Genomic DNA, 18,021 nt, shown 5'->3' with positions numbered 1-18,021 from the left:
CGCCTTCGTGGTGCTGTTCTTCGCCCTGCTGCGAGCCGGCGCCGTACCGGTCCTCACCCTCCCCGCGCACCGGGAGAGCGAGATCGTCCACGTGGCCGAGACCGCCGGCGCGAGGGCCTACGCGATCCCCGACACGCACGACCACTTCGACCACCGGGTCCTCGCCCGGGCCGTCCGCAAGGCCGTGCCGTCCGTGGAGCACGTCCTGGTGGCCGGTGACGCCGCCGAGTTCACCGCCCTGGCCGAGGTCGACGCCGATCCCGTCCCCCTGCCGGTGCCCGACCCCTCGGACGTGGCGGTGCTGCTGCTGTCCGGCGGCACCACCGGCAAACCCAAGCTCATCCCCCGCACCCACGACGACTACGCCTACAACGTCCGCGCCAGCGCCGGGATCTGCGGCTTCGACAGCTCCACCGTCTACCTCGTGGTGCTGCCCACCGCGCACAACTTCGCGCTCGCCTGCCCCGGCCTGCTCGGCACGCTGCTGGTGGGCGGCACCGTCGTGCTCTCCCCGACGCCGAGCCCGGAGGACGCCTTCGCTCTGATCGAGCGCGAGCGGGTCACCGTCACCGCCGTCGTACCGCCGATCGCCCTGCTGTGGCTGGACGCCGTGGAGTGGGAGGAGGCCGACCTGTCGTCACTGCGGCTGCTCCAGGTCGGCGGCTCCAAGCTGGGCGCCGAGCCCGCGGCCCGGGTCCCACCCGCCCTCGGCTGCGCCCTTCAGCAGGTGTTCGGCATGGCCGAGGGCCTGCTCAACTACACGCGCCTGGACGACCCGCCGGAGTTGGTCGCCCAGACCCAGGGCCGCCCGTTGTCCCCGGCCGACGAGATCCGCGTCGTCGACGAGGACGGGCACGACGTGCCGCCCGGCGCGACCGGCGAGCTGCTCACCCGCGGCCCCTACACCCTGCGCGGCTACTACCGGGCACCCGCGCACAACGCCCGCTCCTTCACCGAGGACGGCTTCTACCGCACCGGCGACCTGGTGCGCGTCCTGCCCTCCGGGCACCTGGTCGTCGAGGGCCGGGCCAAGGACCAGATCAACCGGGGCGGCGACAAGATCTCCGCCGAGGAGCTGGAGAACCACCTCCTGGCTCACCCCGCCGTGCACGACGCGGCCGTCGTCGGCATGCCCGACGCGACCATGGGCGAACGCACCTGCGCCTACCTGGTGCTCCGCGGCGAGACGGCCCCGACCCAGCGGGAACTGGCCGCGTTCCTCACCGAGCGGGGCGTCGCCGCGTACAAGCTGCCCGACCGGGTGGAGGTGGCCGGCGCCTTCCCCCGCACCTCCGTCGGCAAGATCGACAAGAAGGAACTGGGGCGCAGGATCGCCGCCCTGCTGCGCGCGGAGGGCAGCGGTGCCGGCTGAGACGACCGCTCCGGCCCGCCCGGAGAAGCCGTCCGTCGCGCCGCCCCGCCGCCGGACCTCCACCCGCACCCTCGCCGTCCTCGGCGCCCTGCTGCTGCTCCTGGCGGCCGTCCTGCTCAGCCTCGTCATCGGGTCGCGGTCGCTGCCGGTGTCCGTCGTCGTGGACGCGTTGCGGCACGACGACGGCTCGACCGCCGCCTCCGTCATCTGGGACGTGCGGGTGCCCCGCACGCTGGCCGGGATCGCCGCGGGGGCCGCCCTCGGTGTCGCGGGCGCCCTCATTCAGGCGCTCACCCGCAACCCGCTGGCCGATCCCGGCCTGCTCGGCGTCAACGCCGGGGCCGCCACCGGCGTCGTGCTGTCCCTGACCGTGCTCGGCGTGACCAGCCTGTGGGCGTCGGTGTGGTTCGCCATGGCCGGCGCGGTGGTGGCGGGCCTGCTGGTGTACTCGCTGGCCTCGGGCGGACGCGGTGGCGCCACGCCCGAACGGCTCGCGCTCGGCGGCGCGGTGATCGCCGCGGTCTTCACCGGCGTCGGCCAGACGCTGATGCTGCTCGACGCCCAGGCCCTGGACGAACTGCGGTTCTGGAGCGTGGGCTCGCTCGCCCGGGCCGGCAGCGACACACTGACGACCATCACGCCGTTCGTCGTGGTGGGCCTGGTGCTGGCCCTCGGCCTGGTCCGGCCGCTCAACGCGATGGCCCTCGGCGACGACGCCGCGCGCTCGCTCGGCGCCCCTCTGCAGCGCACCCGCTTCCTCGGCCTGCTCGCCGTGACTCTGCTGTGCGGGGCGGCGACCTCGGCGGTCGGCCCACTGGTGTTCGTCGGCCTCGCCGTCCCGCACGTCGCCCGCATGATCGTCGGCGCCGACCAGCGCTGGACCGTCCCGCTGTCACTGCTGCTGGCCCCCGCCCTGCTGCTGTTCGCCGATGTCCTCGGCCGGGTCGCCGTACGCCCGGACGAACTCGACGCGGGCGTGGTCACGGCGGTCGTCGGGGCGCCGGTGTTCATCGCGCTGGTCCGGCACCGCAGGGTGGTGGCGTCATGAGCACCCGCGCTCCCGCCCCCGAGCGGCTCCCGGCCCGCACCCGCGTCGTCCGCAGCGGCCGCCACCGCGTCTCCCTGCGGCTGGACGTCCGCGCCCTGACGGTCTGTCTGCTGGTGCTGGCCACCACAGCCGGGGCGGGCGTCCTCGCCCTGGGCACCGGGGAGTACCCGATCTCCCCCGCCGACGTCGTGCGCACCCTGCTCGGCAACGGCAGCCCGCGCACCGACTTCGTCGTCAACGAACTGCGCCTGCCACGACTGCTGACGGGCATCCTGGCCGGGGCCGCCCTCGGGGTCAGCGGCGCGCTGTTCCAGAGCCTGTCCCGCAACCCGCTCGGCAGCCCCGACATCGTCGGTTTCACCTACGGCTCGGCCACCGGCGGCCTGCTGGTCGTGCTGGTCGTGGGCGGCACCGGCGGCCAGGTCGCGCTCGGGGCGGTGGGCGGCGGCCTGGCGACCGCCGTCCTGGTCTACGTCCTCGCCTGGCGGCAGGGCATCCACGGCTTCCGGCTCGTCCTCGTCGGCATCGGCGTCAGCGCCCTGCTCCAGGGGGTGAACGCCTATCTGCTGGCCAAGGCACGCTTCACCGAGGCCGCCCAGGCCATGGTGTGGCTCAACGGCAGCCTCAACGGCCGGGGTTGGGCCGATGTGCGGCCCGCCGCGCTCGGACTGCTCGTGGTGCTGCCGCTGATCGTGTGCGTCGCGGGCCGGCTGAGGATCCTGGAGATGGGCGACGACGTCGCGGGCGGGCTCGGGGTTCCGGTGCAGCGCACCCGGCTGGTGATGCTCGTCCTCGCCACGGCCGCCTGCGCGGTCGCCACCGCCGCGGCCGGCCCGATCCCCTTCGTCGCCCTCGTCGCGCCCCAGCTGGCCCGGCGCCTGACCCGGCAGCCCGGGCCGAACCTCCTCGCCGCCACCTGCACCGGCGCGCTCCTCGTGGTCACCGCGGACTTCGGCTCGCAGCATCTGCACGAGTCGGCCCAGCTGCCCGTCGGCGTGGTCACCGCGGTCGTCGGCGGCCTGTACCTGGCCCTGCTGCTGCGCCGTCAGCGACGGGCCGGACGGATCTGAGGGACGCCCGGTCACACGGGGGGCCCGGTCCGCCGGATGGCGCGCCGCCGCCTGGGCACCCGGGGAGGTACCGGCGCGCGGGGGTGCCGAGCGTGCGCCCCGCGTGAGCCGGTACCGTGCTGGGAAGGCCACTGCGGGGAGAACCACACATGACCGATCCGACGACGTCAGACGAGAACGCCCTCCGTCCGCTTCCGGAGGACGCCACGCCCTCGGGCGGCCCCGGCCGGCTCCTTGGCGCCGTCATGGGCGATCTCAGGGCCGTGGACGGCGCCCTGTACGCGGCGGTGGCCGCCACCCCGACCCCCACCCTCGACCGGACGCTGCGCCACCTGTCCCACGCGGCCGACCACTCGAAGATCTCCTTCGGCATCGCCGCCGCACTGGCCCTCGCCGGGAAGCGGCCGCGCAGGGCGGCGCTCGCCGGGGTCGGGGCGATCGCCGTGGCCTCGGCCTCGGCCAACCTGCTCGGCAAGCGCCTGGTGCGCCGGGCCCGCCCGGACCGGGAGGCGGCCCGGGTGACGGTGGACCGGCACGTCCCGATGCCCACGTCGGCCTCGTTCCCGTCGGGGCACACCGCGTCGGCGGTCGCGTTCGCCACCGCGGTCGGCGTGGTGCTGCCCCCGGCGGCGGTCCCGCTCGGGGCGCTGGCGGGCGCCGTCGGCTACTCCCGCATCCACACGGGCGTGCACTATCCGGGTGACGTGGCGGCGGGCGCCGTCCTCGGCATCGCGAGTGCCGCCGCGGCCCTCGCGGCAGCGGCGGCCACGCCGTCGGCCCGCACCCAGGCACTGCTCGCGGCGGCCCGCTCGTGGCCGCGCGTCCGCGTCGCCGGCCTGGTGCGCGACTGAGCAGCGCGGCGCAGCGGACACCTCACCCACGCGGAGGCCGGGCGCGCGGTCACCGCTCCGCGCCCGGCCTCCCGGTCGTGCCGGCGGTCAGCCGAAGGCGCGCACGGCCTGGTAGTACGTCCAGGCCGTGCCGTTGCAGGAGGTCTTGGTGCCTCCGCTGTACGCGTTGCACACCCGCTTCAGGTCCTCGTAGAAGGCGCTGTCGATACGGGACTTGTTGGCGTCGAAGGTGCCCGCGGCCTTGTAGTTGCGGTAGCCGAAGTCGTGGCGGGCGCAGGACATGGAGAACGGGAAGCCGAACGGGTTGTCCGGCGAGGTGGAACAGTAGTCGGTCGACCAGTTGAAGCCGTACGCGGACCAGGCGGCCTGGTTCGCGCGGGCGGCGGCCCAGGCGTTGTAGCTGGAGGCGCTGGTCTGCGTCCAACTGGCGAGCACCTGGGGCTTGTCGGCGGGAGCGGCACTTGCGGTCGTGGCGGTGGCGGCGACGGTGACGAGGGCCAGGGTCGAGGCGGCAAGACCCGTGGCGATCTTTCGGTGCATCCCACACCTCCATGCGGCTGCGGCCCGCCCATCGGGCCACAGGTTCATGACAAGAGGATGACCACCTCCCCAGGGGGCTCACACCCGTCGTGCCCCAAGAACCCCTGAATTTCTGGCTGTTCGAAGAGAACGGCAGCGGACCGGCGGATGTCGGCGGTCCGGCGGCTAGCGTCCCTGGTACGGCGCCGTCGTCCCGGGAAGGTCGTACTCGTTTCGGCGGCCGCACATGCCGAAGCCGCCGAGCCGGGCCGGCGCGGCCTCGTGGGCGCTGGCCTCGTCGAGGTAGGCGGGTTCGCCGTCGGCGAGCGCGTCGAGCCGCGCGCCGGTGCGTTCGGCGGTGGCCAGGGCGCCCGCCCGCCACACGGCGCGCCAGGTGGGCACCTTGTCCCGCACGAGCCGGGCGGCGGCCCGCTGGAACTCCCGGTACGGGCCGCCGTCCCCGGCGACCAGGGCCTCGCGCAGGCCTAGGTAGCCCTCGACGGCAAGGTCCCGGCGGCGGCGCGCGGCCGCCTCGGTCTCCGGGCCCGTGCCGGGCGGCAGGGCGGCGGCGTCCGCGTATCGGCCGGGATCGGCGAGCACCTCGGGCGGGAAGGTGAACACCGCGTCCCCCGCCTCGGGCAGGCCGCTGTTCTCCATCAGCACGGTGACGCGCAGGTCGCCGCCCTGCACCATGCGGTGCACGGTGCCCGGCGTGAACCAGGCGATCGACCCGGCCCGCAGGGGGATGTCCCGGTAGCCGTCGGGGCTCAGCGTCTGGACCGCGCCCCGGCCGGCGGTGACGACGTACGCCTCCGTGCACACCAGGTGCAGGTGCGGGCTGCCCCCGCAGACCCCGTCGGCGGCCTCCCAGTCGTAGGCGCTGAGATGGGACAGGCCGATCGCGCCGGGCAGCGGGTGCGGGAGGCCCGGCTCGGGTTCGCTCACCACGGCAGGCCTCGCAGGTGGGCGCCGACCCGGTCGCGGTCCCAGGCGCCGTCGGCGATCACCAGCCGGTAGCGGTAGGCGAAGGACTCGCCCGGCGGGAGTTCGAACTCCTCGAAGAACGCCCAGGAGAAGGCGACCGTCGGGAAGGGCTCGGAGCGCACGAACCAGTGCGACTGGTGGATCGCGGACGCGTCGTCGAGGTTCTCGGGGGCGTGCGCGAAGACAAGGGTGGAGTGGCCGTCGACGTCGTCGTGCTCGGTGGTGAAGGCGAGCCACGGGCCCTGACTGCCCATCAACGCGGCCGCGTCGGCGTCGGTGTCGGGCGCGAAGACCGTACCGCCGGTGAAGTCGCGCGGGCCGCGCCACTGGAGTCCGGTGTAGCCGGCCATCTCCCGGCCCGCGGTGGTGGGTGAGCCGAAGGCCAGGGGCGTGGAGCGCGTGTTGGTGAGGCGGATCGACCAGTCCAGGGTCCAGGCGCCGGCCTCCTCGTCCACCGAGTGGACGGTCAGCCCGCGCACCTCGCGGGCCCACTCCTCGCCGCCGTTCTCGATCCAGGTGAGGTGCTCGGTGAGGGCGAGCCGGTCGGGCTCGGCCGTGAACTGCGGGAAGCCGTCGTGCCGCATCGAGCCGACCCGCTCGGGCAGGCGCAGATAACCCTCGCCGTGCACGTAGCAGTTGCCGCCCCAGAAGTTCTGGCCGGACAGGTGGCTCGCGGTCATCTGCAGGCCCTTGTGCCAGCGGTGGTCGCTCGGGCGGTAGCCGGTCACCGTGCGGCCGGCGAGGGTGCGCACGGGGTGGGCGTACGGCTTGCGGGCCTCGAACGGGTCGGGGTCGGGGCGGTAGACGTAGCGGAGGATCTCCGTGCCGTTCGCCGCCGTGACGGCGACGGCCTCGCCGACCGTGTGGGTGACGCGGATGGTCATGCGCGCTCCTTGGGGGCCCAGTCGGGGTACTCGCCGTGCATGGCCTCGTAGAACGGGTCGCCGGGGGCGATCTCCCCCGCGTGTACGGACCGGCCGGTGAACGCCGCCTTGTACAGTGCGGCGGCGAACTCGAGGGTGGCGCGGGCGTCCCGGCCGCTGCCCGGGGGCCGGGTGCCGGTGTCGTAGGCGTCGAGGAGCGCGCCGAGCTGGGCCGTGTGCGAGCTGGGCACGTCGTGCGCGGGGGTGCGCCAGGCGGTGGCGCGTTCGGCGGGGACGTGCGGGGCCGGGGTGTAGACCCAGCTGTCGTTGGTGTGGCCGTACAGGTGGGTGAGTTCGACCGTGGCGTCCGCGCAGTCGACGCGGATGCGGCTCACCTCGTCCGGGGACAGCACACTGTTGACGACGGTGGCGAGGGCGCCGCTGCGGAACCGCACCAGGGCGGTGGAGACGTCCTCGCTCTCGGTGTCGTGGACCAGGCGCGCGGCCATGGCCCGGATCTCCTCCCACTCGCCGAGCAGGTGCAGCATCAGGTCGTACTGGTGGATGCCGTGGCCCATGGTGGGGCCGCCGCCCTCGCCGGCCCACTTCCCGCGCCAGGGCGCCGCGTAGTACGCGGCGTCGCGGTGCCAGGTCGTCTGGCAGTGCGCGACCAGCGGGGCGCCCAGCTCGCCGCTGGTGATCAGCTCCCGGGCGTGCACGGCGCCGGAGCCGTAGCGGTGCTGGAAGACGACCGCCGCGTAGGCGCCCGAGGCCTCCTCGGCGGCGGCGATGTCGTCGTACTCCGCGAGGGACAGGGTGAGCGGCTTCTCGCACAGCACCCAGGCGCCGGACTTCAGGGCGGCGACCGTCTGGTCCCGGTGCAGCCAGGGCGGGGTGCCGATCAGGACGAGGCCGGGGCGCTCGGCGTCCAGCATCGCGTCGACCGAGGTGTACCCGGCGACCCGCTCGCCCGCCAGCTCGCGGAACGCCTCCAGGCGCCCCTCGTCCACGTCGACGGCGGCCACCAGGTCCACCCGGTCGGCGTGGGCGCGCAGCGCCGGCAGATGGCTGCCCGCGACGATGGCCCCGGTGCCGACGACGGCCACGCGGCGGCGGGTGGAGGACCCTGGGGACACGGACATGCGGCGCTCCTCGGACAGCCGGCGGACACACGCTTGGAAAGCGCTTGCACTCGGAAGGGACCCTAGGCGCGAGCGAATGTCTGGACAACCCCCCTGCAGCGCACCGCACCCCCCGCGCCCCCGCATTCTCCCAGCTTGGGGCGGAGTTTCCGATTGCTGCCACAGCCACCGAACCCGCGCTCCCGCGCCTCACCCCGGGGCTGGCCCCACCGTGAACGGGGCGCCGGCACCGACTTCCGCGTACGGCAGCGCGCGGACGGCGATCCCCTGCGGCGACCGTGCCGTTCCGCGCGACCCCGAGGTCCACTGGCGCGCGCGGCGCGCCCGCGCGCGCTCCGCTGTTCCGGCCCGTGACGCACGACCTCGGCCCGTGCGCCTTCCGGGACCGACCGCGCGAAAATCCTGGCCACGGAGCGCCCGCCGGGGCGGGACCGCGACTGCGCCGCGCCCGCCGGCCGTCCGTCAGCGCACGTGAGGAGCCCGGACCGGTGACGGTCCGGGCTCCTCACGGGTGGTGCCGGGTCCCTCAGGACTCGACGATCTTGCGTACGTTGTCGACGGAGCCGCAGCCGGACTTCAGCTGCCGCTCACGCTCCTGCCAGAACTCCCGGCCGAGTTCCTCGCGCCGCTCCATCGCCACGTTCTCGCGCGCGCCGTTGAGGATGGTGCGTTCCTCCTCGTCGGCGTGGTGGGTGACGGCCTGCACCAGCTCCTCGAGCTTCTCGTCCCACTCGTCGGAGCCGACCTCCTCCACCTGGAGGAGTTCCAGGAGGGCCTCGTTGCCCTCGTCGTGTTCGTGCTCGCCGTGCTCCACCTCTTCGTCGTCGATGTTCTTGTAGCGCTTGAGCGCCGGGTAGACCTTGGACTCCTCGGCGAGCGCGTGCGCGATCAAAAGGTCCGAGAATTCACGCAGTGCACCCTCGCGGTCGGCTTCGACGCTGCGCATCTGACGGAAGAGGTCTTCCATGCGCCGGTGGTCCTGGAGAATGAGTTCGACGACGTCCTGAGTGTCGGCCATGAACAGGCACCCCTTTCGTACGGAGAATCAGGCCTTTTCCCTTTACCCCCTCCCCTGCCCGGGGAACGGGGCCGGACGGGTCACCAGCGGTACCAGCGGCCCTTACGACCACCTGTGTCCGCGCTCCGCAGTACGAAGCCGAGCAGCCAGACCACCAGCACGATCACCGCGATCCACCACAGGGCCTTCAGAGCGAAACCGGCGCCGAAAAGGATCAGGGCCAGCAGCAGAACGAGAAGCAAAGGAACCATTGTCAACTACCTCCGCAACTCCTGATGCCCGGGCTTTTGCTGCGCACGCAGGCGGATTACTTTGTTTTTCCAGGAGGATGGCGGGCAGATGGACCGATTCGGTCGGGCGGGGAAAACGTCAGTCCCTGCCGACGACCACCACCTCGTCCCCCGCCGTCCAGCGGCGCCGCTCCGCCTTGGGCGGGTTGATGCGCACGCCGTAGCCGGGGCTCGCCGTCGCCTCGGCGAGGCTGCGGTAGCCGATGGCGCACTCGCCCCGCTGCCGTGCCGCCGCCACGACGGTGGCGAAGGCCGTCTCGCACCCGGACACCACGTAGTCGTCCGCGGGCCGTAGCCGGATGCCGGTGCCGTCGGCGGAGAACAGTTCTTCGAAGACCGCCGCCAGGTGCCGGTTCTGGGAGATCTGCGCCATCAGCAGGCCGATGAGCTTGCCGCTGATGATCACGTCGGCGCCCGGGCTGACGGGGGCCAGCGCCCGGTTGCGGTCGTCGACCAGCTCGGTGACGACCGGCAGTTCCCGTCCGGTGGCCTCCTCCAGCCGGCGCAGCAGCAGGAGCGTGACGAGCGTGCGGTTGTCGGGGTGGTCCGCGCTCTCGCCGGGAGCGGGGTCCTGGCCGAGGACGATGACGCTGTCGTAGGAGTGCACGTCCAGACGCTGCAGGGTCTCGGGGCGGGTGACGTCCCCCTGGTGAAGGGTCAGAAACGGGCCGGTGCCGGACTCGCGCACCTGCCGGACCGTCTCCTCCCTGCAGTCGGCCACCACGTCGACGGCCGACCCGGGCAGGGCGCGGCGGCGCAGCTGGTCGACCATGAGCGGCGCCCTGCGGTTCCAGCCGAGCATCAGGACCCGCTCCGGCCGCGCCGGCGTCGGCGGACCGGACGCCATCACCTCCTTGTCGACCCACTGACCGCACTCGCCCGCCCAGGCCGTGTCGTCGTCACGGGAGACGACGATGAGCAGATCGTCCGCGGCGATGGCCGTCTGCGGCGGCGGAGCGAGCAGCGGGGTGTCGCCGCGCACCAGTCCCACCACACAGGACGTCGGATAGGACAGCAGCGCGTCGCCGAAGGTGCGGCCGGTCAGGGACGCCTCGCCGACCAGGTAGAACTCGTCGCCCGCGAAGTCGAGGAGCTCCTGGTGGACCAGGGACAGCCCGGGGCGGCGGGCGGCCTGGACGATCAGCCGGGCCGTGACCGTGTCGCTTTCCAGGACGACTCCGCCCGGCCCCGCGGCGAGGCAGGCGGCCAGCCGGTAGCGGTCGTCCCGCACGGCGGCGACGACCGGCGGCCGGTTCTCCTCCCCTGCCAGGGCCGCCCGGAGCGCCAGCAGCGTCTTGACGACCTCGGCGTCGGCGTCGGGCTCGTCCCGGGGCAGCACCAGTACGACACCGGCCGTCGCAGGACTGGTCAGGGTGAGCACGGCCGGGTCGGTGGTGGGGCCGCTGCGGCAGATCAGCCGCGTACGGCCGACGGGCCCGACCTTCGTGGCGAGGGCCTCCTCCATCGCGGTCTTGTCGCGGTCGGCCAGCACCGCCACCGCCGCGCGCCGCTGGTTGGCGTTGGCCGCGACCAGTTCGCCGACCACCGTGAACACCTGCTCCGACCATCCGAGGACCACGACGTGCCCCTGTTCCAGCACGGTCGAGCGGCCCCGCCGCAACGCGGTGAGCCGTTCCGTGAGGGCGGTGGTGATCAGGCCGACCAGCGTCGACACGTACAGCAGCGCGACCAGGGCGAGCAGCACCGACATCGTCACGCGCAGCGGCGTGCCGGTCGCACCGCCCAGCCGCAGGGTCTCCCCCGTCAGGTGCCACACCTGCGCCAGCCGGCCCGGCAGGGACCGCGGCGCGTCCGGGTCGGTCCAGACCACCACCGCGCTGGCCGGGACGACGACGGCCAGACACAGCAGTGCCATCCACCCGACGAGGGCGGAGGCACCGCGGGCCAGTGTGCTGTCGAACCAGTACCGAAGCCGGTCACCGAACGAAGTGCGCCGCTGCGCCACCCTTCCCCTTCCGTCGCCCCGGGCCACCCGTGCGCCGGTCGGCGCCGCCGTGCGCGTGCGGCGCGCGGACGGACGGAGAGCGCGGGTGTGAGTACGCATGTCGCAGTCTGAGGGCACGTGCCGGGCGGTGAGCGTGGTTTGCCGGGCATTCATTCCTTCGGGTTCACCGGGCGCGCCGAGAGCGCAACGGCCCACGTGACGCGCCGGTTTCGCCCAGGATTCGCTCCTTGGGGTCATTGCCCGGCCGAAGCGCGGCGCTCCGTGAACGGCCGACGCTACAAAGTCGCCATGACTGATGATCACGCGGTGGCGCGCCCCGACGGCGGGCTCTCCCGGCGGAGTTTCGCGGCGGTGGCCGGCACGGCCACCGTCGCGACCGCCCTCACCGGCGGTACCGCCACGGCCCTGCCCGCGCCGGCCGCGCCGGCCGCCCCCGGCGCGCCACGCGGTGCCGACCCCGAGCGGTGCCTCGCCGTCGCCCGCGCCCTGCTCGTCCTCGACTCCGACGACCGCCCACTCGTCCCGCGCTACCAGCGCGTCCTGCGGGACGGGCTGCCGGCCCGCAGGACCCGACCCAAGGACGTCCTCGTCATCGGCGCGGGCCCGGCGGGGCTGGTGACCGCCTGGCTGCTGAAGCGGGCGGGGCACCGGGTGACGGTCCTGGAGGCCAACGGCAACCGGGCGGGCGGCCGCGTCAAGACCTTCCGCAAGGGCGGGCACGAAGGCGCCGCGCAGCCGTTCGCCGACCCCCGTCAGTACGCCGAGGCGGGCGCGATGCGCCTGCCCGGCAGCCACCCGCTGGTGATGCAGCTCATCGACCAGCTCGACCTGAAGAAGCGGCGCTTCCACTACGTGGACGTCGACGAGGAAGGGCGCCCCGCCGCGCGCACCTGGATCCACGTCAACGGCATCCGGGTGCGGCGTGCCGACTACGCCCGCTCGCCCCGGCGCGTGAACCGCTCCTTCGGCGTCCCGAAGGCCCACTGGGACACCCCGGCCGCCGCCATCCTGCGCGCCGCCCTCGACCCGGTGCGCGACGAGTTCAGCCGTGTCGGCCCGGACGGCAAGCGCGTCGACAAGCCCCTGCCCGAGCGGCTGCGCGGCTGGGCCCGCGTGGTGCAGAGGTTCGGCGACTGGTCGATGTTCCGCTTCCTCACCGAGCACGCCGGTCTCGACGAGCGCACCGTCGACCTGATCGGCACCCTGGAGAACCTCACCTCACGCCTGCCCCTGTCGTTCATCCACAGCTTCATCGGCTCCTCCCTCATCAGCCCCGACACGCCCTTCTACGAACTGGAGGGCGGCACGGCCGTCCTGCCGGACGCGCTGCTGGAGCGGGTGCGCAAGGAGGTGCGGTTCGACCGCCGGGTGACCCGCATCCAGTACCACCACCCCGACCGCCCGTCGCCGGAGGACGGGCACGTGCGGAGCAAGGGACCGCACGTGTGGGTGGACACCGTGTCCGAGGGCCGCGACGGACCGGTCGTCCGCGAGCAGTTCACCGCCGATGTCGCCGTGGTCACGGTCCCCTTCTCCGGACTGCGCCACGTGCAGATCGACCCGCCGCTGTCGTACCGCAAGCGGCGCGCGGTGTGCGAGCTGCACTACGACAGCGCGACCAAGGTGCTGCTCGAATTCAGCCGCCGCTGGTGGGAGTTCGACGAGGACGACTGGAAGCGCGAGCTGAACGCCGTCAGACCGGGCCTGTACGAGGCGTACCGCACGGGCCGGGCCCCGGCGGACGGCAGCCTGCTCGGCGCGCATCCCTCCGTGCCGGACGGGCACATCACGGCGGCCCAGCGCACCCACTACGCCGCCAACCGCGCGATCGGCCGCGACCAGCCGGAGGCGGCCGGTGTGGTGGGCGGCGGCTCGGTGTCGGACAACGCCAACCGCTTCATGTTCAACCCCTCGCACCCGGTCCCGGGCAGCGCGGGCGGTGTGGTCCTGGCCTCCTACAGCTGGGCGGACGACGCCCTGCGCTGGGACTCCCTGGACGACGAGGCGCGCTATCCGTACGCGCTGTGCGGTCTGCAGCAGGTCTACGGCCGGCGCGTCGAGGTGTTCTACACCGGCGCGGGCCGCACCCAGAGCTGGCTGCGCGACCCGTACGCCTACGGTGAGGCATCCGTGCTGCTGCCCGGACAGCACACGGAGCTGCTGCCCGTGATCCCGGCGGCCGAAGGGCCGTTGCACTTCGCCGGGGACCACACCTCGGTCAAGCCGGCGTGGATCGAGGGGGCCCTGGAGTCCGCCGTGCGGGCCGCCCTGGAGGTGCACACGGACTAACCCGGCCCCGAGTGACGGAGCCCCGGCCGCACGGCCGGGGCTCCCGCGTCTTCGGACGACGACCCGCGGCGGTCGCTCCGCCGCGACCACAACGACCACAACCTCCGTTGATTCCGCAAGCGAGACACCATGTCGGCGGCCGGGCACCATGTGGCCCACCTCACCCTCCCCCACAGGGCATCGACCAACCCGCAACGACGTACCGACAGGTGGTGGCACTCGTGCGCCTGCGCACTCCCCTCGCCCTGCTCGGGGCCGCCGTGCTCGTGCTCGTCGGACCGCCGCTGCTGACCACCGGCAGCGGGGCCGAGACCGGCACACAGATCCCGGGCCTGCGTTTCATGGTCCCCAACACGCCGGGCGGCGGCTACGACATCACGGCCCGCACGGCCGCGAAGAACGCCGAGGACGCCGGACTCACCCACAACATCGAGGTGTTCAACCTGCCCGGCGCCGGCGGCACGGTGGGCCTCAGCCGGCTGGTGAGCGAGCACGGCAACGGCAAACTCGCCATGTCCATGGGCCTCGGCGTCGTGGGCGCCGTCCGCTCCAACGACGCCCCGAAGACGCTCGGCGACACCACGCCCATCGCCCGGCTCACCGAGGAGCAGGACGTCGTCGTGGTCGCCGAGGACTCCCCGTACAAGACGATCGACGACCTGATCGGCGCCTGGAAGGAGAACCCGGGCAAGCTGCCGGTGGGGGGCGGCTCCTCCCCCGGCGGGCCGGACCACCTCGCGCCGATGCTGATGGCACGCGCCGCCGGGATCCCGCCGAAGCAGGTCAACTACATCCCGTTCGACGGCGGCGGCGAGCTGCTCGCCTCCATCCTCGGCAACAAGGTCGCCTTCGGGGTCTCCGGCGTCGGCGAGTACCTCGACCAGATCAAGGCGGGCGAGCTGCGTCTCCTCGCGGTCACCGGCCCCGAGCGCGTGGCAGGGCTGGACGCGCCCACGCTGAAGGAGGCCGGGTACGACGTGAACTTCACCAACTGGCGTGGCATCGTCGCCCCGCCCGGGCTGTCGGACGGCGAGCGCGCCAAGCTCGTGCGGCTGATCGAGGAGCTGCACGACTCCGACGAGTGGCGCGAGGCCATGGAACAGAACGGCTGGGACGACGCCTTCCTCGCGGGCGAGGAGTTCGGCGCGTTCCTCGACGCCGAGGACAAGCGCGTGGTGTCGGTGCTGAAGGAGCTGGGACTGTGACGACGCGGACCACCGACCTGCCCCCCGCACGGGAGGGCGAGCGGCGCTCGTGGCTGAAGGAGCACTCGGAACTCGGCGTGTGCGTCCTGCTGCTGGCGCTCGGTGTGCTCGTCCTGACCGACGCGCTCACCATGGACGTCGACATCGCCCAGCGCGGGCCGGTCGGACCGAGGACCGTGCCGGTCGTGGTCGGGGCGGGCCTGCTCGTGATCGCGGCGCTGCTCGCCGTGGACGTGCTGCGCGGCGGCCGGGGCCAGGCCGAGGGCGGTGAGGACATCGACCTGTCGGAGCCCGCCGACTGGCGCACCGTGCTGCTGCTGGCCGGGGTGTTCCTCGGCGCGGCCGTGCTGATCGAGCCGCTCGGCTTCCCCGTCGCGGGCGCCCTGTTGTTCTGGGGCGCGGCGTTCGCGCTGGGCAGCCGCCGGGTCGACCGCGATCCGCTCATCGCGGCCGGGCTCTCCCTCGTCACCTACACCGTCTTCAACAACCTGCTCGGAGTGCCCCTGCCCGGCGGTCCGCTGATGGGAGTGCTGTGACATGAACGCCCTCAACTCCCTGCTGGACGGCTTCGGTACGGCCCTCACGCCGGTCAACCTGCTCTGGGCCGCGATCGGTGTCCTGCTGGGCACGGCGATCGGGGTGCTGCCGGGCATCGGCCCGGCGATGGCGGTGGCGCTGCTGCTGCCGGTGACGTACGGGCTGGACCCGACCGGCGCGTTCATCATGTTCGCCGGCATCTACTACGGCGCCATGTTCGGCGGCTCCACGACCTCCATCCTGCTCAACACCCCAGGCGAGAGCGCGGCGGTGGTGGCGGCCATGGAGGGCAACCCCATGGCGAAGTCCGGCCGGGGCGCCCAGGCGCTGGCAGCGGCGGCCATCGGCCACTTCGCGGGCGGCATGGTCGGCACGCTCCTGCTGGTCGCGCTCGCGCCGACGGTCGCCGAACTGGCCGTGGACATCGGGGCGCCGGACTACTTCGCCATCATGGTGCTGGCGTTCATCGCGGTGACGTCGGTGCTGGGCGCGTCCCGGGTCCGGGGCATGGCCTCCCTGCTCATCGGTCTCACCCTGGGCCTGGTGGGACTGGACCAGATGACCGGCCAGCAGCGCCTCACCTTCGGCTCGCTGCAACTCGCGGACGGAATCGACGTCGTCATCGTCGCGGTCGGCCTCTTCGCCATCGGCGAGGCCCTGTGGGTCGCGGCGCACCTGCGGCGCAGGCCGCCGGAGCCGATCCCGGTGGGGCGGCCGTGGCTGGGGCGCGGCGATCTCCGCCGCACGTGGAAGTCGTGGCTGCGCGGCCCGTTCATCGGGTTCCCGTTCGGCGCGATCCCGGCGGGCGGCGCGGAGATCCCGACGTTCCTGTCGTACGTGACGGAGAAGCGCCTGTCGAAGCACAAGGACGAGTGGGGCAAGGGCGCCATCGAGGGCGTCGCGGGGCCGGAGTCGGCGGCGTCGGCCTCGGCGGCGGGCACGCTGGTGTCGATGCTGACCCTGGGCCTGCCGACCACGGCGGTCGCGGCCGTGATGCTGGCCGCCTTCCAGCAGTACGGCATCCAGCCCGGTCCGCTCCTCTTCGAGCGCGAACCCGACCTCGTGTGGGGCCTGATCGCCTCCCTGTTCGTCGGCATGGTGCTGCTGCTCGCGCTCAACCTGCCGCTGGCGCCGGTGTGGGCGAAGCTGCTGCGCATCCCGCGGCCGTACCTGTACGCCGGGATCCTGTTCTTCGCGGCGGTCGGCGCGTACGCGGTCGGCGGCGAGGTGATCGACCTGGTGATCCTGCTGGTCATCGGCCTGATCGGCTTCGGCATGCGCCGCTACGGGCTGCCGGTGCTGCCCGCCGTCATCGGCGTGATCCTCGGTCCGAACGCGGAGCAGCAGCTGCGCCGCGCCCTGCAGATCAGCGACGGCAGCGTCACGGGGCTGGTCAACACGCCGTTCGCGGTGACCGTCTACGCGGTGATCGTGGTGCTGCTGGCCTGGCCCCTGCTGCCGAAGGCGGTGAAACGGGTCCGCGCGGCGGCCTGACCGGGTCACCATGGCCTTCCCCCGACCTCCCCATCGGTCAGGGCGGCCCGTACGCGCGGACCTGAACACCGCGCGTGCGGGCGGCCGTTGGTCCGTCCGCGGGGCTCCTCGAGCCGTGTCGGCCGGCCGGCGACCGCGCATCTCGGCGGCCGGGGAATCGGCTCGACCGCCCGGTTCCGGATCCGGGCGCCCAGCGCGCCGACCCTCCCACCTCTTGACGCGTCACGGACAACGGTGGCTTGATGTCATGGGAGCGCTCCCACGTCCTCCAGGGAAGGGACCACCATGCGCAGAACCCCCCGCACGTTCCCCCGCTCACGGCTCGTCCCGCTCCTCGGCCTGCTGGCCGCCCTGCTCCTCCCGCTCGGCCTGACCTCGGCCCCGCGCGCCACGGCCGCCCCCGCCGCGGACCCCGTCCGCGTCATGCCGCTCGGCGACTCGATCACCGGCTCGCCCGGCTGCTGGCGGGCCGTGCTGTGGAACCGGCTGGTCAGCAGCGGCTACCCGGACATCGACTTCGTCGGCACCCTCCCGCCGCAGGGCTGCGGCCAGGCCCACGACGGCGACAACGAGGGCCACGGCGGCGAGTTGGCCACCCACGCGGCCGACCAGAACCTGCTGCCCGGCCGGCTCGCGGCCACCGACCCGGACATCGTTGTCATGCACTTCGGCACGAACGACGTGTGGAGCGGCATCGCTCCCGACCGCATCCTCGCCGCCTACACCCGGCTGGTCGGGCAGATGCGGGCCGCCAACCCAAAGATGCGGATCCTCGTCGCACAGCTCATCCCGATGAACCCGGGCAGTTGCGCGGCCTGCGCGCAGCGCGTCGTCGACCTCAACGCGCGGATCCCCGCGTGGGCGCGGGCGACGAGCACCGACCGCTCGCCGATCACCGTGGTCGACCAGTGGACGGGTTTCAGCACGGCCGCCGACACCTACGACGGCGTGCATCCCAACGCCTCCGGCGACGCGAAGATCGCCGCTCGCTGGTTCCCGGCCCTGGCGGCGGTCCTCGACGCGGGCGTCCCGCAGGACCCGGGTGACCCCGGCGACCCCGCCGCCTGCACTGCCCGCTTCCGGGCCGTCTCCGCCTGGCAGGGCGGCTATCAGGGCGAGGTGACGGTGACCAACACCTCCGCCTCCGCCACCGCGGGCTGGACCGCGACCGTCGTCGCGGCGGGCGGCGCGCGTCTCACCCGGGTCTGGAACGGCACGCTCGGCACGGCCGCGGACGGCAAGGCCACCGTCGCGAACGCGGGCTGGAACGGTGCGCTGGCCCCGGGCGCGAGCGCCACGTTCGGTTTCGTAGCCACCGCCCCGGCAACCGCCGACGCCCCGGCGGCGACCGTCACGTGCACGGTAGGGACCAC

The 18,021-nt window shown here is 73.6% G+C and carries 16 protein-coding genes; 9 read left to right on the top strand and 7 right to left on the bottom strand.

The window, feature by feature from the left end:
- The 4 genes from RIN80_RS20680 to RIN80_RS20665 form a co-directional block, all read left to right on the top strand.
- A partial coding sequence (locus RIN80_RS20680; protein ID WP_309097114.1) for an AMP-binding protein occupies nucleotides 1-1,372 on the top strand: 1,372 nt, incomplete at its 5' end.
- Entirely contained in the window at nucleotides 1,362-2,420 is a 1,059-nt protein-coding gene (locus RIN80_RS20675; RefSeq protein ID WP_309097113.1) for an iron chelate uptake ABC transporter family permease subunit, read from the top strand. The genes RIN80_RS20680 and RIN80_RS20675, both read left to right, overlap by 11 nt.
- A complete protein-coding gene (locus RIN80_RS20670; protein ID WP_309097112.1) occupies nucleotides 2,417-3,490 on the top strand; it encodes an iron chelate uptake ABC transporter family permease subunit in 1,074 nt (357 codons plus the stop codon). The genes RIN80_RS20675 and RIN80_RS20670 overlap by 4 nt, the downstream gene beginning before the upstream one ends.
- 149 nt (nucleotides 3,491-3,639) lie before the next feature.
- Nucleotides 3,640-4,341 (top strand): phosphatase PAP2 family protein, encoded by a 702-nt coding sequence (locus tag RIN80_RS20665; RefSeq protein ID WP_309097111.1) that lies wholly within the window; start codon nucleotides 3,640-3,642, stop codon nucleotides 4,339-4,341.
- Between the two features lie 87 nt (nucleotides 4,342-4,428).
- On the opposite strand, the gene RIN80_RS20660 is transcribed toward RIN80_RS20665, so the two are convergent.
- From RIN80_RS20660 to RIN80_RS20630, 7 genes are all read right to left on the bottom strand, one after another.
- Nucleotides 4,429-4,881, bottom strand: coding sequence for a phospholipase (locus RIN80_RS20660; RefSeq protein WP_309097110.1), 453 nt, complete (start codon nucleotides 4,879-4,881; stop codon nucleotides 4,429-4,431).
- A 165-nt stretch (nucleotides 4,882-5,046) separates the two neighbouring features.
- Nucleotides 5,047-5,808, bottom strand: coding sequence for a cupin (locus RIN80_RS20655; RefSeq protein ID WP_309097109.1), 762 nt, complete (start codon nucleotides 5,806-5,808; stop codon nucleotides 5,047-5,049).
- Nucleotides 5,802-6,728, bottom strand: coding sequence for a PmoA family protein (locus tag RIN80_RS20650; RefSeq protein ID WP_309097108.1), 927 nt, complete (start codon nucleotides 6,726-6,728; stop codon nucleotides 5,802-5,804). The genes RIN80_RS20655 and RIN80_RS20650 overlap by 7 nt, the downstream gene beginning before the upstream one ends.
- Nucleotides 6,725-7,849, bottom strand: a complete 1,125-nt coding sequence (locus tag RIN80_RS20645; RefSeq protein ID WP_309097107.1) for a Gfo/Idh/MocA family oxidoreductase — start codon at nucleotides 7,847-7,849, stop codon at nucleotides 6,725-6,727. The genes RIN80_RS20650 and RIN80_RS20645 overlap by 4 nt, the downstream gene beginning before the upstream one ends.
- Nucleotides 7,850-8,375: 526 nt before the next feature.
- A complete protein-coding gene (locus tag RIN80_RS20640; protein WP_309097106.1) occupies nucleotides 8,376-8,867 on the bottom strand; it encodes a hemerythrin domain-containing protein in 492 nt (163 codons plus the stop codon).
- A gap of 80 nt (nucleotides 8,868-8,947) precedes the next feature.
- Nucleotides 8,948-9,118 carry a hypothetical protein gene (locus tag RIN80_RS20635; protein WP_031106884.1) on the bottom strand — a complete coding sequence of 57 codons (171 nt, stop codon included), beginning with the start codon at nucleotides 9,116-9,118 and terminating at the stop codon, nucleotides 8,948-8,950.
- 118 nt (nucleotides 9,119-9,236) lie between these two features.
- Nucleotides 9,237-11,123, bottom strand: a complete 1,887-nt coding sequence (locus RIN80_RS20630) for an NAD-binding protein (RefSeq protein WP_309097105.1) — start codon at nucleotides 11,121-11,123, stop codon at nucleotides 9,237-9,239.
- Nucleotides 11,124-11,411: 288 nt separating this feature from the next.
- Here RIN80_RS20630 and RIN80_RS20625 point away from each other — a divergent pair, with 288 nt between their 5' ends.
- From RIN80_RS20625 to RIN80_RS20605, 5 genes are all read left to right on the top strand, one after another.
- Nucleotides 11,412-13,412: an FAD-dependent oxidoreductase gene (locus RIN80_RS20625; RefSeq protein ID WP_309097104.1), complete on the top strand. Its 2,001-nt coding sequence runs from the start codon at nucleotides 11,412-11,414 to the stop codon at nucleotides 13,410-13,412.
- 221 nt (nucleotides 13,413-13,633) lie between these two features.
- On the top strand, nucleotides 13,634-14,617 hold the full coding sequence (locus RIN80_RS20620) for a tripartite tricarboxylate transporter substrate binding protein (RefSeq protein WP_309097115.1): 984 nt from the start codon (nucleotides 13,634-13,636) through the stop codon (nucleotides 14,615-14,617).
- Nucleotides 14,614-15,153, top strand: a complete 540-nt coding sequence (locus RIN80_RS20615) for a tripartite tricarboxylate transporter TctB family protein (protein ID WP_309097103.1) — start codon at nucleotides 14,614-14,616, stop codon at nucleotides 15,151-15,153. The genes RIN80_RS20620 and RIN80_RS20615 overlap by 4 nt, the downstream gene beginning before the upstream one ends.
- Before the next feature lies 1 nt (nucleotide 15,154).
- The gene (locus RIN80_RS20610) at nucleotides 15,155-16,648 is read left to right on the top strand and encodes a tripartite tricarboxylate transporter permease (protein WP_309097102.1); all 1,494 of its coding nucleotides are present in this window, start codon (nucleotides 15,155-15,157) and stop codon (nucleotides 16,646-16,648) included.
- 285 nt (nucleotides 16,649-16,933) lie between these two features.
- Nucleotides 16,934-18,021 (top strand): GDSL-type esterase/lipase family protein (locus RIN80_RS20605; RefSeq protein ID WP_309097101.1); only part of this gene is annotated, 1,088 nt, incomplete at its 3' end.

Origin of the sequence: Streptomyces sp. (genome assembly GCF_031181705.1) — a bacterium.
In the GTDB taxonomy this organism is placed as follows: domain Bacteria; phylum Actinomycetota; class Actinomycetes; order Streptomycetales; family Streptomycetaceae; genus Streptomyces.
The sequence above is the reverse complement of the archived record's forward strand: the minus strand, read 5'-3'. Positions and strand labels throughout refer to the sequence as shown.

Coding starts and splice junctions, on each gene's coding strand:
- RIN80_RS20670 (WP_309097112.1), top strand. CDS start 2,417: ATGAGCACCCGCGCTCCCGCCCCCGAGCGGCTCCCGGCCCGCACCCGC.
- RIN80_RS20665 (WP_309097111.1), top strand. CDS start 3,640: ATGACCGATCCGACGACGTCAGACGAGAACGCCCTCCGTCCGCTTCCG.
- RIN80_RS20660 (WP_309097110.1), bottom strand. CDS start 4,881: ATGCACCGAAAGATCGCCACGGGTCTTGCCGCCTCGACCCTGGCCCTC.
- RIN80_RS20650 (WP_309097108.1), bottom strand. CDS start 6,728: ATGACCATCCGCGTCACCCACACGGTCGGCGAGGCCGTCGCCGTCACG.
- RIN80_RS20645 (WP_309097107.1), bottom strand. CDS start 7,849: ATGTCCGTGTCCCCAGGGTCCTCCACCCGCCGCCGCGTGGCCGTCGTC.
- RIN80_RS20640 (WP_309097106.1), bottom strand. CDS start 8,867: ATGGCCGACACTCAGGACGTCGTCGAACTCATTCTCCAGGACCACCGG.
- RIN80_RS20635 (WP_031106884.1), bottom strand. CDS start 9,118: ATGGTTCCTTTGCTTCTCGTTCTGCTGCTGGCCCTGATCCTTTTCGGC.
- RIN80_RS20625 (WP_309097104.1), top strand. CDS start 11,412: ATGACTGATGATCACGCGGTGGCGCGCCCCGACGGCGGGCTCTCCCGG.
- RIN80_RS20610 (WP_309097102.1), top strand. CDS start 15,155: ATGAACGCCCTCAACTCCCTGCTGGACGGCTTCGGTACGGCCCTCACG.